At 54.7% G+C, this 14,847-nt stretch carries 10 protein-coding genes; 5 read left to right on the forward strand and 5 right to left on the reverse strand.

Annotated elements, in window-relative coordinates:
- Positions 1-18: 18 nt before the first annotated feature.
- From Q1B21_RS02020 to Q1B21_RS02030, 3 genes are read right to left on the reverse strand one after another with little or no spacing between them, the layout of a single operon-like run.
- Positions 19-996 carry a TRAP transporter substrate-binding protein gene (locus Q1B21_RS02020; protein WP_299885271.1) on the reverse strand — a complete coding sequence of 326 codons (978 nt, stop codon included), beginning with the start codon at positions 994-996 and terminating at the stop codon, positions 19-21.
- Between the two features lie 51 nt (positions 997-1,047).
- Positions 1,048-2,298 carry an FAD-binding oxidoreductase gene (locus Q1B21_RS02025; protein ID WP_299885275.1) on the reverse strand — a complete coding sequence of 417 codons (1,251 nt, stop codon included), beginning with the start codon at positions 2,296-2,298 and terminating at the stop codon, positions 1,048-1,050.
- Complete coding sequence (locus Q1B21_RS02030) at positions 2,295-3,428, reverse strand: enolase C-terminal domain-like protein (RefSeq protein WP_299885278.1); 1,134 nt, start codon at positions 3,426-3,428, stop codon at positions 2,295-2,297. The genes Q1B21_RS02025 and Q1B21_RS02030 overlap by 4 nt, the downstream gene beginning before the upstream one ends.
- Positions 3,429-3,526: 98 nt before the next feature.
- Between Q1B21_RS02030 and Q1B21_RS02035 the strand changes: the two genes are divergently transcribed.
- Positions 3,527-4,447: a LysR family transcriptional regulator gene (locus tag Q1B21_RS02035; RefSeq protein ID WP_299885281.1), complete on the forward strand. Its 921-nt coding sequence runs from the start codon at positions 3,527-3,529 to the stop codon at positions 4,445-4,447.
- Here the strand turns inward: Q1B21_RS02035 and Q1B21_RS02040 are convergent.
- On the reverse strand, positions 4,408-6,102 hold the full coding sequence (locus tag Q1B21_RS02040; RefSeq protein WP_299885284.1) for a thiamine pyrophosphate-binding protein: 1,695 nt from the start codon (positions 6,100-6,102) through the stop codon (positions 4,408-4,410). The two genes, Q1B21_RS02035 and Q1B21_RS02040, sit on opposite strands and share 40 nt — an antisense overlap.
- 110 nt (positions 6,103-6,212) lie before the next feature.
- Here Q1B21_RS02040 and Q1B21_RS02045 point away from each other — a divergent pair, with 110 nt between their 5' ends.
- The 4 genes from Q1B21_RS02045 to Q1B21_RS02060 all read left to right on the forward strand — a co-directional run bounded on the left by Q1B21_RS02045 (position 6,213) and on the right by Q1B21_RS02060 (position 11,371).
- Positions 6,213-6,911: a GntR family transcriptional regulator gene (locus Q1B21_RS02045; RefSeq protein ID WP_299885287.1), complete on the forward strand. Its 699-nt coding sequence runs from the start codon at positions 6,213-6,215 to the stop codon at positions 6,909-6,911.
- Between the two features lie 3 nt (positions 6,912-6,914).
- Positions 6,915-7,625 carry an aspartate/glutamate racemase family protein gene (locus Q1B21_RS02050; protein ID WP_299885290.1) on the forward strand — a complete coding sequence of 237 codons (711 nt, stop codon included), beginning with the start codon at positions 6,915-6,917 and terminating at the stop codon, positions 7,623-7,625.
- Between the two features lie 419 nt (positions 7,626-8,044).
- The gene (locus Q1B21_RS02055; protein WP_298932836.1) at positions 8,045-9,826 is read left to right on the forward strand and encodes a tetratricopeptide repeat protein; all 1,782 of its coding nucleotides are present in this window, start codon (positions 8,045-8,047) and stop codon (positions 9,824-9,826) included.
- 99 nt (positions 9,827-9,925) lie between these two features.
- Positions 9,926-11,371 carry a phosphatidic acid phosphatase gene (locus Q1B21_RS02060; protein WP_299885293.1) on the forward strand — a complete coding sequence of 482 codons (1,446 nt, stop codon included), beginning with the start codon at positions 9,926-9,928 and terminating at the stop codon, positions 11,369-11,371.
- On the opposite strand, the gene Q1B21_RS02065 is transcribed toward Q1B21_RS02060, so the two are convergent.
- Positions 11,368-14,193, reverse strand: a complete 2,826-nt coding sequence (locus Q1B21_RS02065) for a hypothetical protein (protein WP_299885296.1) — start codon at positions 14,191-14,193, stop codon at positions 11,368-11,370. The two genes, Q1B21_RS02060 and Q1B21_RS02065, sit on opposite strands and share 4 nt — an antisense overlap.
- Positions 14,194-14,847 lie beyond the last annotated feature (654 nt).

The raw sequence follows: 14,847 nt of genomic DNA on the forward strand, positions 1-14,847 counted from the left end.
CCGCCCGCCTTATGATGATTACTGCGACGAGCTGAATGCATCGACGATGGCTTTGCCCTCGTCCCCTGCCGCTTCAAGCCATTCGTTTGTCATCGTCACGCCGATTTCTTTCAGCTCTCCCACCATCTGGTCAGAAGCCGGACCAACGGTCATTCCGCCATCGCGTAGACCTTGCAGAGTAAACCCTGTGTATTCTTTGGCACGCCAGTTACCGGCGTATTCAGCCAGCGACGCACAAGCCTGAATGACGTTTTTATTGGCGTCAGACACGCCGGCCCAAACTTCCGAGTTAACCATGACGTAGTTTCGCGGCAACCACGCGTCTACTTCATAAAAATAACTCAGGCTCTCCCAAACCTTACGGTCATAACCGGTCGATCCGGATGACACCATGGACTCAGCAACGCCAGTCGCAAAAGCCTGACTGATTTCGGCAGCTTCGATGGTAACCGGCAGCATTCCCGTCAGTTCGGCCAGTCGGGATGTGGCGTTGTTGTACGAGCGGAATTTGATGCCTGCCATATCCGCGACCGAGTTTACCTCGTTCTTGAAATACAGACCCTGTGGTGGCCACGGCACGGCGTAAAGCAGTGTCAGGTTCTGCTCGGCCAAAAGCTTTTCGATAGACGGCTTGGCAGCGTCCCAGAGTTTCGCGCTGTCGTCAAACGAAGTGGCGAGGAACGGAATAGAATCGAACCCAAACAGCGCATTTTCATTTTGGTGGCCGGAAAGAAGACGTTCGCCGATTGGCGCCTGCCCGGTTTGGATTGCGCGCTTGATGTCACCACCTTTGAACAGCGATCCCGAGGGGTGGGTGACGATTTCGATCTCACCGCCTGTCCCGGTAGTGACGCATTTGGCGAATTCCGCACCTGTTGCCGAATGGAAATTCGATGCCGAATAAGCCATCGGCATGTCCCATTTCTCGGCCAGTGCTGGTGCCACGGTGGCGGCGGTCAAAGCAGTCGCTGCCAGTAGGTTGGTTAGATTTTTCATCGTTTTCTCCCTATTGAGTACTAAAGTGTCGGTGTTTTTCACCGGTCTGTCTTATGTTGTGAAACGCGAAGGCGCATAGACGCTCATATCCGTGTTCGGGGTTCTGCCCGCAATCATTTGCGCCAACAGGCGTCCAGTCTTTGGCCCGCCCGTCAGGCCAACATGATGATGTCCAAAGCCCATATAGGCCCCTTTGATACCCGGTACGTCGCCAATGATCGGGATCGAGTCAGCCGGAGCGGGTCTGTGCCCCATCCATTCCACTTCCTCCTTCCATGTCACGCCGGGAAACGCGGCCCGGGCATTTTTTCGCATCAGGTCAAACGGTGCGCGTGATGGCGCCGCATCTAGACCGCCGAATTCAACGATTCCTGCCAGCCGAATGCGTCCGTCCATTGGCGTCGCCACAAACTTGCCCGCGGCCACCATAACCGGACTACGCGGCATGGCAGAAGGCTCTACCAATTCAATATGATAACCGCGTTCGCTTTCCAGAGGAACTGAAACTCCTAGTCGCTTGGCCAGTGGGCCAGACCAGACCCCCGCCGTCACGATGGCCGTGTCACACGCGATCGTTTCCCCACCGGCTCGCACGCCAGCGACTTGTCCGTTTTCACGAACGACGTCTTCGACATTGGCCCGCATGATCTTGCCACCGTTTGCTTCCACATGCGCGGCGAGATCTTTAACGTAGCGCCCCGGATCGGTGATGTGTCCGTGATCCGCCAGCTTTGCGGCGAAACCGATATCTTCGCTAAAGACAGGATCGTAGGCTTGAAAGGCCTTGCCCTCCAGCTCTTCCCAGTGGAAGCCATGCTTGCGCCGGATTTCCCATCCAAAGGCATCGCCTTCGAAATGGGCCCGGTTTTCATACAAGAACAGATAGTCCGACGGAACGATCCACCTTTCGGCGATCGTGCCTTCGGCCAGCGCTTTGTGGTCGTTCAGGCTGTCTCCGATGATGGGCGTCAGGGCGGATGCGATGCGGTCAACGTCTGAAGCGTTGGCATGGCGCAGGTAGCGCATTAACCAAGGGACCAGCTTCGGCAAATACCCCCATTTCAGAAACAATGGCTGCGACGGGCTGAGGAGCATTTTCGGGGCTTTCTTCAAAAGACCCGGAACAGTCACCGGCACGATCGAACACGACGCCAACACCCCGCCATTCCCGTGCGAGGTACCCTCGCCCGGGCCTTCCTTGTCGATCAGGACTACATCATGGCCATCCCGTTGCAGCCAAACGGCAGCAGAAACACCGACAATTCCTGCGCCGATGATAGCGATTGTTTTGGATTCACTCATGCCGCCACCGCCTTGGCCACGGCATAGTGGTCAAGCTTTGTGACGTCTGGCTTGCCCCCCAGCCCTGGCCCATCAGGGACAACGACATGACCATTTCTTACATCGAATGGTTCCTCCAGAATATCCTCTCTCAGAAAGTACGAAGCCTGATAGAACTCACAGCCCAGTGTGATTTCAGGCGTTGCGGCGATCATGTGAGTGCCGGCCAAATGCGCCAATCCAGCCTCGAACATATCGCCACCATAGGCGCTAAGACCATGCGCCGCGGCGATGCGGGCAACTGTTTGACCACGTGTCAGACCTGCGGATTTCATTATCTTGACAGAGACACCGTCACAAATGCCGTCTCGGGATGCACGTTCCATGTCTTCAGGACCAAAGACGCTTTCGTCAGCCAACAGAGGCACGTCGATCATCTGACGTAGCTTTGCCATCAGGTCATAGTGATGAGCCCGTACAGGTTGCTCGATGAAATCGGGATGGAACTGCGCAACGTCCCGCACTTGTGCTGGTGCGTCTTCAATGGCAAGCCCTTGGTTATAGTCCACGCGGACAGAAAAATCAGGATAGTTTCGGGCCAGGTTTTCTAGGCGCATGATGTCAAAGGCATGATCTTTGAACCCGGTCTTTAGCTTGACGATCCGGACGCCATCGTCCCGCAACCGTGCCAACAGTTCGATGTCCTGAGTAAAGTCAGGATTGGCGATCGAACAGCTTAGCGGGATGGTTCCACGGTACTTGCCACCCAGAAGCGACCAGACCGGCACCGCGCTGATCCTACCAGCTAAATCCAGCAAAGCAGTTTCCAAAGCGGCTTTGGCCTCGGTGCAATGGGCGACCACATAGGCGGCACGCGCCATGATCGCCGCCCGATCCCCGACTTTCGCACCGACGACAAAAGGCCGCAGATACCGGTCGAGTGCGGCATAAGTTGCTTCTGGCGTGCCTGTGAACACCGACCAGGGCGAGGCCTCGCCAAATCCTTCACTGCCATCTTCCGACCTCAGGCGCAGGATCACGACCTCACAAACACCTTCGACAGACCCGATACCGTGATCTCGGCGGGACGTTACTGGAAGTTCCAGATGCCACAGGTCGTATCCGGTTATTGTTTGCGTCAGATCGCCCATTCTTCCTCCCAGCGGTAGAAAGCAGCCTGCCTTGACGTCCATATCATTTCAAATACTATATTTTTGATACTTCATCAGAAAAAGTGATGGGATAAACAGTGTCTCTAAGGTTTCGGCAGCTGCAGGCTTTTCACGCGATCATGGAAACCGGAACCGTGACCGGTGCGGCGTCTGTGCTGGGCATCTCGCAGCCGGGCATCAGCAACCTGCTTGCACAGCTGGAACGCGAAGCCCGCCTGCCCTTGTTTGAGCGGAACAAGGGGCGTCTATTGCCGACCCCCGAGGCAGAACTATTATACCGGGAAGTAGATACGGTCGTTCGGGGTCTCGATCATGTGGCACAAGCCGTGTCAGACTTGCAGAACAAACACCCCGGACAGTTGCAGGTCGCCTCACCACATCTTCTGTCCTTCGGTTTCATGCCGCGAGAGATTGCCCGCTTTGCCAAATCACGGCCGAACCTGTCCGTCAGTTTCCAATCTCAGTATTCCTCGAAAATTCAGGAATGGGTGACCTCTGGTCTGTTCGAGATCGGCATAATCGAAATGCCTGTTCTTCACGACACCCTGAACTATCAGGTTTTTCAATTCGAAACCCTTGCGACCTTTCCGGAAGACAGTCCCTTGGCCGCCTATGATATCCTGACCCCTGAAACACTCGAGGACGAGCCCTTTATCGTCATGGGTCCCGAACATCAGACCCACCTCAAAACACGCGACATCTTTACGACGGCAGGGCGCACGTGGCGGACACAGATACACACGCATCTGTCCGAAAACCTCCTGAGCTTTGTCAAGCAAGGCATGGGTGTCGCGATGATTGATCCATTTACCGTCGCGTTCGACGGCGAAAGCGGGTATCAAACCCGACCGTTCCGACCGGCCGTGATGCTGGATCTGGCGATAATCACGGCAAAAGGACGCCCGTTGTCCGCCATCGCTCAGGAATTTCTGGCACAGTTGGTCCCGTCAATCGAGTCTTATGCTACCCATTCCGAAACCGGCGCCGCCGCTTCGTGAAGCGGTTGAGAATGGATGTCGACCAGTGTCGGCCCGTCATGTTCCAGCGCCTGCTTCAGAACACCGCGTAAGTCTTCGGGGTCTTTCACCGTCCAGGATTTGACACCAAAGGCCGATGCAACTGCCGCATGATCGGTTCGATTGAAATCAACGTTGTAATAGCGCTGACCAAAGCCGGCATTCTGACCGGCCTTGATCCAGCCAAACACCGAGTTTGAGAAGACGATCGAGGTGATTGGCATGTTGTGCCGCACCATCGTTTCAAACTCACCGCAGGCGAAGCCAAAGGATCCATCACCCATCACCGCCAACGTTTTGACCGAAGGCCGTCCGACATGCGCGCCCATCGCAGCCCCCAACGAATAGCCTAGCGCGCCATGCGCGCGATTGGTGATGAAATGCCTCCCCGGCCTCTGCCAGCGATAATGCGCACTGAAGTAAGGGCACGGTGTTCCGGGATCGGCGACGACAATCGCATCATCATCCAATACTTCCATTAGATCCGCCATTACGCGTTCGGGCCGGATGGGTGTATCCCGACTGGCTGCGAGTGGGGCAAAAGCCGCCATCTTGGCCTTCCACGCAGCAGAGGCTTTGGCTGCTCCGCCCAAACCGGACAGATCCTTGCGCACTTCCAAAGCGCGTGCCAAAGCCTCCAACGCCAGTCGTGCGTCGGCGCAGATCGCAACCTCGGTCTGATAATTCGCCCCGATCACCATCGGATCGCTATCTATATGAATGATTGTGGCGCCCCGCCCCGGGCTTCTCCAACGCTCGGTGGTGACAGATCCGGCGCGGCAGCCGATGAACAACACGACATCGGCTTGATCAACAACTTCGCGGGTTGCGGCCACGCCACCGTTTGATCCAACGACGCCCAAGGCCAGTGGATCGGTTTCGGCAATTGACCCCTGCCCCGACACCGTCGTGGCAACAGGCATGTCTAACAGGCTCGCAACACGGCGCAGTGCGTCCTCCGCACCGGACAGAACCGGCCCGCCGCCGCATATCGCGACCGCAGATTTGGCCCGCGCCAGGATATCAGCTGCCGCCTCAACAGCGTCTGGGTCAGGCCCCGCACGCTCGGCTGGGTAGCTGCGATGGCGCGCATCTGCCCAGATATCGGCCTCGTCCACTGGGGCTTTCTGTGTGTCAAACGGCAAAGCCAAATGTGTCGCGCCAGGTGTTCCGGTTGTCATCGCCCGAAATGCAGTCCGCACCATCGCAGGCAGACGCGCGGCATCGTCCAATGACGCATTCCACTTTGCCAGCGGCTTGAATAGCGCGGCCTGGTCAAGTTCGGTCAAAGGGTATTTCCCGCGGCTGGTTGTCGCCACATCAGAGGTAATCGCAAGAATTGGCACCGAGCTTTCATTGGCTTCGATAACCCCCGGAAGGATATAAGTCGCCCCACCTCCTGACGGCCCTTCGCAAACGCCTGGCTTGCCGGTAACGCGGGCATATCCATCTGCCATATAGGCAGCATGGCGTTCATCCCGGGTCAGAATGTGTTGAATTCCATGATCAATCTGTGCCAGCGCATCATAGAACGGCAATGTCGTATCACCGCAAAGACCAAACATATGTTCCACGCCGTGCGCTTCCAGCATGCGCACCAAAGCCTCAGCACCCGTCAGATAGTTGGTCCCCGTCATAGCCTGCGATTCCCTTTGCAATAATTGCACGCAGATCTGTATACAGTTTTGTATATTGATTTCAAGCTTGAGCTGTGGCACCTGTACTTTGACTGAAACAGGCGGGTTCTATGGCAGGTCCACGAGTTGATGATATCTATGATCAGGTAAAGGCGATGGCGGTTTCATTTCGTCTGCGACCAGGTGATCGCCTAAACGAAGTTGCCTTATCAAAAGAACTGGGCGTTAGCAGAACGCCGCTGCGTGAAGCGCTGAACCGATTGGTTGCGGAGCGACTGTTCGACTTTCGCCCCGGACAGGGTTTTTTCTGCCGCCCGTTGAATGCCCAAACCGTTTTCGATCTATTCGAGCTGCGCGAAATCATCGAAACGGCCGCTGTTCGCGCAGCCTGCTTGAAAGCCACCGATGATCAACTGACGGACCTGAGAGATGAGCTTTATGCGACCGGTATCGACATCACAGGCCTGACGGTTCAAGAGGCCGTCAGCCGGGACGAAGCATTTCACCTTGGGATCGCCCGGTTGTCTGGCAATGCCGAGCTATTGCAGACCCTGACGCGGATCAACGAACGCATCCGCTATATCCGCTGGATCTCGATGAGCCTTGATAGGGTCCAGCGTTCGAAGGACGAACATAAGCGGGTGATGCAGGCCCTTCTGGACCGCAATGCTGAAGAAGCCGCACACGTCTTGGGGGCGCATATCACCAAGCGAATGGATCAAGTACAGGAGGCCGTGCGGTACGGTATCTCTAGCATCTACATGGAAGGGTCCGACGACATCTCGGGCCGTATCATCGAGGAAGCATAGGATATGATCGCAAAAGGTGGCAAATCGATCTATGGAGCGTCTGTTGGCATTCTTATGCTCGACGCCCAGTTTCCACGCATTCCCGGGGACATGGGCAATGCGCTGACATGGCCGTTTCCGGTGCTGTATCGTATCGTTCGAGATGCCTCGCCCGATTTGGTGGTCCGTCACCGGGCCGAAGGCATGCTGGACGCTTTCATCGAAGCGGCTCAGGATCTGGTCAAGGATGGCGTGGACGGTATCACCACCAATTGCGGCTTCCTGTCTCTGTTCCAGAACGAGCTGGCCGAGGCAGTGCCTGTGCCTGTTGCCACGTCATCGCTTATGCAGGTTGAAACGGTGAACCGCGTCCTTCCAGCCGGAAAACGCGCCGGAATTCTTACCATTTCAGCCAGTGCGCTGACCAAGGATCATCTCCAAATCGCTCGGGTCCCCGACAACACACCAATTGGGTCAACCGAAGGCGGATACGAATTCACCCGTGCGATCCTAGGCAACGAATTCGCACTAGACGTGGACAAGGCGCGCGCTGACAATGTCGACGCTGCGCTGGCCCTGAAATCAGACAATCCAGACCTTGGCGCGATAGTTTTGGAATGCACAAATATGTGCCCCTATGCTGCAGATATTCAACACGCAACGGGGTTGCCGGTGTTTTCCATTGTGACATTCGTAACCTGGTTTCAGGCCGGGCTTGTTCCGATCAAGTACTGAATCTCTTCGCCCTTGCCGATACTAAGCAATGTATTCCAAGAAGTTGGGTGAATTGAGTTTCAAAATACGATTTCGTGCCCGTTTTGAATGGTCATGAGTTGCTTCTAGAAGCCCACTGTTTTCCGACGGGAACACCCTCATCTGTTCAGAAATACTCGGAGTTTGGCGCGCTCTGGGACTGTTTCTGAGCAGAACCGCAGCTCAGATTTCTCATTGAAAAGTGGCGGACGACTTGATTCTGTCAATCAAGGCTGCTTTGGTACAGCCTTAATTTTATATTTATTTATTAACTTCAATGCCGCCTTATCGTTCACGCCTCCAGCACGGGCAAAAACCCCAACATGGTTGGGACTCAGCCACTATGCTAGTCTGAGCGCGCAGTTATGGTAAACCGGAAGTCTCAAAAGGTTATTTTTTGAATGGTAGGGTCTAAAGACAACGAACTCAGATTGCGAATTGCCGTTATTGCCTTTGCCGATGTGGCCAACTACTCGCGTCGCATTCGCGAAGATTTGGAGGGGACTGTGCACGCGTGGACGACGCTTCGCCAACAAGTCATTTACCCTACCGTGGCAACCGCCTCCGGCCGCGTTATCAACGAAGCTGGAGACGCGGCGCTGATTGAATTCCCAAGTGTGCGCACCGCAATCAACTGGGCGCTTGATGTTCAACGCTCAATGCGGGGCAAACGCAAATCCCACGCTGGTATGCGGTTGCGTATAAGCATCAATGTCGACGATGTATTGGATGACGGTGAAACAATCCAGTCAGACGGGGTTGTTGTCACGTCACGAATTCACCAATTGGCGGCACCGGGTTCGGTTGTGGTTACGCAATCGGTGCGCGATATTATCCGAACCCAACCCGGCCTGACTTTCCGTGGGCTCGGCGCGCCTCAACTGAAGAACATCGACTTTCCTATTCGTGTCTACGCGGTGGAAGAACAGGCCGACAAACGCGGCTTGGTGCGCCCGCATGCGAATTGGTCAACTAGGCCTACTCTGGCTGTTCTCCCGTTTGAAGTGTCCGGCGATGATAACCAACGTTATTTTGGCGAAGGCATTACCGAGGATATAATCACCGGTGTGTCACGCAGCCGTGCCATGTTTGTTGTCGCTCGCAATTCTACCCTACAGTTTTCCAAAGGTGATAAAAACTCCAAAGAAATCGCATCGGCACTCGGAGTGAAATATCTACTCAACGGCTCAATTCGTCGACAGGGCGCGGTATTGCGCATCAACACCGAACTGGTTGACGTTGACCGCGACCGCGCCATTTGGCGCGAACGATTTGACGGCGTTTCCGAAGATATTTTTTCGTTCCAGGATCAAATCGTGTCCAGCATTGTCGCGACGCTGGAACCCAAGGTGCTCAACGCAGAAACGTCTAATCTGGGCACGCGCGCTACAGAAAACCTCGATGCGTATGACTGTGTACTTCGTGCATTGTCAGAGCTCTATCTGGCGAACGGCGAAAGCTATTTGCGTGCCCGAGATTATCTATCGCAGGCAGTGCAGCTTGATCCCGGATATGCCCAGGCGCATGCTTATCTAGCCTGGTGCCTTAACTTTATCATGGCAGAAGGTGCGTCCAAGAACATTGCCGACGATCGGAACCTAGCCATCCAATGCGCCCGCCAGGCGCTCAACCTTGATCCGGAGGATGCGCTTAATCTTGCGGTTCGTGCACACATACTTGGCCTCCATGAACAATCCCCAAAAGACGCCGTGGAATTGCTGGATGAGGCGTTGCAGTTGAACGAGAACTTGCCTGTTGCCTGGGGTCTCAGCGCTACAAATCTTGCGTATTTGGGAAATTGCGAAGAAGCGCGGGATCGATTGTTGAATGTCTGGCGGCTGACACCCTACGATCCCCTGAACTTTTTCTATCAGACGGCAGCAGGCCTAATTGAGTTTGTTGCCGGAGACTACGAACAGGCGATTACGCAGCTCAAGCGGGCCAATAGAAGAAAACCAAATTTTGTGGCTGGATTGCGCTTACTCGCCGCCTCGTTGGGAAACAACGGGAACCTGGTCGAAGCGCGAGAGGTCGCTCAGAAACTTATAGAACAGGATCCTGGTTTCTCGGTTCGGGATTTTGTGGCATGGTATCCCATACAAGCACCGGCCGCATTGGAGCAATTGGAACACGGTTTGATAGCAGCCGGATTACCACCGGCCCATGTTCGAGAAGGCTGCTAATTGGTGCGACTCAATACAAGCTATCGTTTCTAAGAAGGGGTTTGATTTAACAATTTATCGGCTGACATGCCGAAAAGCCGACAGAGGGGGTTACTGATCATGACATCTAGTGGTTCGCGTTCAGGTGCTGCAAACGGCCTTGGGGCCAGCCAAGGGCTGGGCCTGGGTTTGGGCTCGTCTCAAGGTCTGGGACTTGGGCTTGGCCTTGGACTTGGTAACGGACTGGGTCTCGGCAATGGTCTAGGACTGGGCAATGGGCTTGGTCTCGGCAATGGTTTGGGATTGGGCAACGGGCTTGGTTTAGGTAACGGGCTCGGGCTTGGCTTGGGTAATGGGCTTGGCTTGGGTAATGGGCTTGGCTTGGGACTGGGGAATGGCGAAGGGGCAATACCCGTCGGAGCAGATGGCGGCATAGGCTTTGTAAGAAGCTACTACGCCACGCCAATTGAGCTGGCATTGCTGCCCTGGTCGCTGAACTTCACGCCCGATAACGCGGGCGTCCCGCCCTTCCCGCTGGATTTCATGATTAGCCCCTATCAGGACGAGGGCAAGGCACCCGTTCTGGCCTGGACCACCGAGGACTGGGATCCTGCGCTACGGTTCTGGACGCTACCCTTTGATGACCACCTGAATGAATGGCTTCGCGCGGCGGACCGGTCTGAACCAGCCACACTTGCAGCGCTTGAATTCGCCGGGCAATGGGAAAAATGGCATCCTGACTTCTTCAATGATCAGGCTGGAGGCGGAGAAGGCCCTGGCGCTGAGACATGGGTAACAAGCGCTGATCTGGCCTGGCGTTACGTCTTGAATAGCGGCGATACGAATGCAGAGAAAAAAGCAAAGTCCGAAGCCGCTTTTGCAGCCATTCAAGTCGAACTTGAAACGCTTAAATACTACATGGAGGATGATCGCGCGAGCTACCTCGTGGAATGCGATGTGCAGGCTGATGGTCTGCCCGCCTATCTGATACATTTCCTTGGCGCGAACTCTTTCGATCACCCCTATACCCTCAAACTGATCGATCTTGGACTGGCGGTCGGGAACGTCGCCTATATGTCCTACAAAGCTTACTATAAACGTGTGCGCCCATCTATATTGATGCCTGGCCTGACAGTTCCGTTTGGGCCGCCAGCGCATCCGGCATTCCCCAGCGGACACTCTTTCCTGGCATACTTCATCTCATTACTTTTGCTTGAGATCCCGGGAATTGCATTCCGCTACGGTGTGCAGGTCGGCCCTAATCCGGGCAATGGAGATCTGCTTGGCAAGCCAGATCTTAGCTACATGATGCAAGCGGTAAATGACATTCACTCTCCGTTGCTTCAAATTGCGAACAGAATTGCGGTCAACCGCGAACGCATCGGCGTGCACTATCCCACTGACTCGTCTGCCTCGCGCCACCTTGCGTCTAATATCTGGTCGGACATCATGGCGAATGACATCATCTGTCCGACGGTTCACACGATCCTGTCGCACGCAAAAAGCGAGTGGCCAGCTGGTTGGGCCGATGCCGATGTTCAGGTCGTTCCAGCGCCCGGGCCCTAGCCGCGCCACAGACCTAGATTGTTGTCCGTGGCCACCAGATCGGTCAGCGCTCGGGGCGTCCCTGGCAAGTTGGGTGTGACGTCACCCGCCTCCACCTCAAGCGCGACCGGAAGTGCTTTCGCAGGGTCGGTGTTGGCATGATCATCTGCGCAGCTGATTTCGAACAACAATACCGCGTTGTTTGTGGCCATCGCATCTTGCACTTCTTGGTCCAAGTCGCCAGCGTCCGTTTGAGTTGATACTCCGGAAGCGATGTCTCCCAGTGGCAGCGAAAACACCCGATCTTCCCATTTCAAGCTACTCGGATCCTCATCCCAACCTGGTGTTGACGGATCGCCGCTCAGCTTGCCAATCCAAATCCTCAGCTCGACGTTTTCGGCAGCCACACTGCCGCGATTGCCAAAAACCACAGCATTGGTCATCAACCACAACGGATCGACGCCCCAATCCAACGAAACCGGACGATAGCTGCCTGGCCCGTATTCAACCGGTCCAACAGAGGTGTCTTCCGTTTCGGGACGCCTATCGGCGACATAGATGTCCACCTCGGGTGGCACGCCTATACCATTATGTGGTTTGGCAGGATCGGGCGGAAACATGCCTTGTGCTTCAAACGACCAGCGCACAACCTTATTTGCCAACCCGCCGTGCCATTCCACAGGCTGAATGCCGCCAAAGCGGTAGTCGACGATTGGCAACGGTGACAGCGTTCCCACATCAGATTCTTGCATACCTGTTTGGAGGAATTCCGCCATCGACGGCGATTGAGCAAATCCATCAATCGCCCGAACCAGCAGGTACAACGTTACGAACGAGGCGCGTTCACGCACCTTCTGGTCCGTCCCCTGCTCTGGGTTCCCCATTACATAGGTGTCGCCGCCCAAGGCGCGATACAGGCGAAACAGCGTCGATGACAAGATTTGCTCTGTCAAATAAGACTTAAACCGAAATCCTACTGAAGGCTCCGTCTCTAGCACGGAACGATTTAAGGTCCCATACCATGCCCACCCCAACAGCGGTGTTCGATCATGGCGGCGTGTCGAAAACACAAAGGGATAAGTCACGCCACGAAACGAACTTGCAACGCCGTCGCGTGTATCGGCAAGGCGAGAGATAGGATCGAAAGCGACCGCAGCCATGCCATCGCCTGGGCTGTGGCAAAAATCAAATTCCAGTTGCCCTATTCGAGCGGCCAACAGGTAATGTGAAAACTCGTGGAGCATCCAACGTCCGCTTGACGCTATACCAAGTGGTTCTGCCCATTTTCGGCGGCCATCAGGCTGTACCGGCCTGTCCCAACGGTTCAGGTTGGCCAACGCCAGATTCATCTCGATTGCTGGTTTCTCTGCCCCAATTTCAGGCTGTTGCGGCGGATCATATTTGACTTGAGCGTTTATCGTACGACCGCCGCCTCCTGGTCCGGGCGTAATGCCTGCTCGATAGAATATCCCGATATCCTTTTGTGCATGAATAACGAAACTGTCTGGAACAATGCCAAAGGCAGACAACATGCGAAAGAAATCAGCGGCGTTGCAGTAGGCGTTGAGTGCCGCAAATTCGTTACTGCGAGGTGGGATGTCACCCAATTTGGCTGACGGTATCGTTTTGACGGTTTCTCCGTTTGAAGCTGCGGGCCTGTCCTCGGGGACAAGTTTCGGACATAGGCGAATTTCAAACCCATCACCTTCCAGTTTAGCAGGCACTGGGCGATCAACGAAATACTCTACCAGCATTGCGTCATCACGCGGCGGGCGTCGCAGTGTCCAGTCGTACTGCGCCGGCGGATCACTTGCGTCATACCAACCCGACGGTGTTTGTACAAAAACACTGGCATTGTGCACGGCATGCGTTACCAACTCGTGTTTTGTTGTGCCGCTAATGATCAACTTGAGATCGGGACCCGTTGTGTCGACGCCAGAGATTTCTGATTGCACCTGAAAACCCAAAGAGGTGCCTGCCCTGGGTTTGCTTGCCCGAGCCTTTGATCGCAATGAAAACAAAGGACCCTCCCGGATCAAGGATTCCTCTGACACGATGCGGGGCCAGATTTCTTCGACAACAACAGTCTCCGCGCTTGTCCCTGACGAGGATGCAATGTCCGCGTCGAACCGCCCCAGCTTTGCGGCGCTGGTGAAACCATGGACTACTCTCGAATAGATTTCGCGATTGTCCTCTTTCAACAAAAAGAACTGTTCCGAAAAGCTTGTGTATCCCGGCAGTGGCAGTTCTGCCGTCATTGTACGTATGGTTACTTTCAGACCGTCAGGGGAGCGCTCAACCGCCATCGGTATACGAAGACCCACATTGTAGGAAAAAACGTCGAGCCTGTTTTCGTTCTGCTGTCCTTCGGCGGCAGTGAGAATAATCGTAGCGGGGAGTTCGTGCGTTTTGGTGTCGCGAGATAAGTTCCATGACCCAATGAACTCTGGCTTTTGCCCATAGTTTTTTCCAACCGCTGGCCAAACAGGCAGCCATTGAATGTAGTTTTCCAGAAATAACGAAGGGCGTGACGGGAACAGCGCGCGTTCCCACGACTCTGGAAGATCCAACCCCTTGTCGACGTGATTATAATCTTCCAAAAATTTTTGCAGATGGCGCAAATAGTTGGCCGCCACTTCGCCAAGGAGTTCCGCCGTAACCTCGGACGCTCCTTCAATAACTGCCGAATATGGAACACCGATATGCGAAGCACGTCGCGATGGGCGGCCAGTTTGCGGAAACTGTTTTTCAAACGTGAGCCAGCGCTTGTATTGGCCTTCGGGATATTTGTTGTAAGGGCCAGGTGGCCAAGCGGGATTTTCGACATCAGGATTTTTTGACAATATGGTTCTCCAGAAAATTGCAGGTATTAAAAGAACACATTGACCTCATTGTAGCTGAAATTCCTCTCGCTCGATAGAAGGCGAAGCTCTGGTCAACGTGTGACCAACCACGGCTATGGCGGAATGACAGCGTAATTGAGCCTCCGCATCGTGATTTAGGTCTCTTTAACATTCTGGAATTATTAAAAATTAGTACTCTCGCATGTGGAGCCCCGGATATCAGACCTGCTTTCCGAATTTACCCGCAGATTGCCGGTTGCCAGTCCCCAAAACGATCTCACCGAATCTCGACACTTAGACTTTCCGATCGATCTTGGCTTAAGGTGTCCGACTTGAACGGCCCATGTTTGCGACGGTCACACCAACAAAAGTGAATTGCGACACTATTCCTGGTTAGAAAACACAGCTTAAGTGAGACGTGCATAAGTGGCAGCACTGTCAGGCAATTCGAACCAGTTTCAGCCAGGCCAGTGGGGCTGCACGATTGTCGCCTAAAGGCCGCAAAACCTGACCAATGCAGAACATGTCAGCTTGAAGGTGGGGCTGGTTGTGAAGTACCTGAGAAGCGGTCGTTTGTTCATGGACGGAGGTTTAGAAAGTCCGGGCGGCCTCTAGCAAAGTGCTTCTGACAAAATCCCTTAACGCATCCCTTGA

Origin of the sequence: uncultured Ruegeria sp. (genome assembly GCF_947504215.1) — a bacterium.
Taxonomy (GTDB): Bacteria; Pseudomonadota; Alphaproteobacteria; order Rhodobacterales; family Rhodobacteraceae; genus Ruegeria.

Excerpts from the sequence above, each read along its gene's own strand:
- Q1B21_RS02025 (WP_299885275.1), bottom strand. The coding sequence starts at position 2,298 with ATGAGTGAATCCAAAACAATCGCTATCATCGGCGCAGGAATTGTCGGT.
- Q1B21_RS02020 (WP_299885271.1), bottom strand. The coding sequence starts at position 996 with ATGAAAAATCTAACCAACCTACTGGCAGCGACTGCTTTGACCGCCGCC.
- Q1B21_RS02040 (WP_299885284.1), bottom strand. The coding sequence starts at position 6,102 with ATGACGGGGACCAACTATCTGACGGGTGCTGAGGCTTTGGTGCGCATG.
- Q1B21_RS02055 (WP_298932836.1), top strand. The coding sequence starts at position 8,045 with ATGGTAGGGTCTAAAGACAACGAACTCAGATTGCGAATTGCCGTTATT.
- Q1B21_RS02045 (WP_299885287.1), top strand. The coding sequence starts at position 6,213 with ATGGCAGGTCCACGAGTTGATGATATCTATGATCAGGTAAAGGCGATG.
- Q1B21_RS02060 (WP_299885293.1), top strand. The coding sequence starts at position 9,926 with ATGACATCTAGTGGTTCGCGTTCAGGTGCTGCAAACGGCCTTGGGGCC.
- Q1B21_RS02030 (WP_299885278.1), bottom strand. The coding sequence starts at position 3,428 with ATGGGCGATCTGACGCAAACAATAACCGGATACGACCTGTGGCATCTG.
- Q1B21_RS02050 (WP_299885290.1), top strand. The coding sequence starts at position 6,915 with ATGATCGCAAAAGGTGGCAAATCGATCTATGGAGCGTCTGTTGGCATT.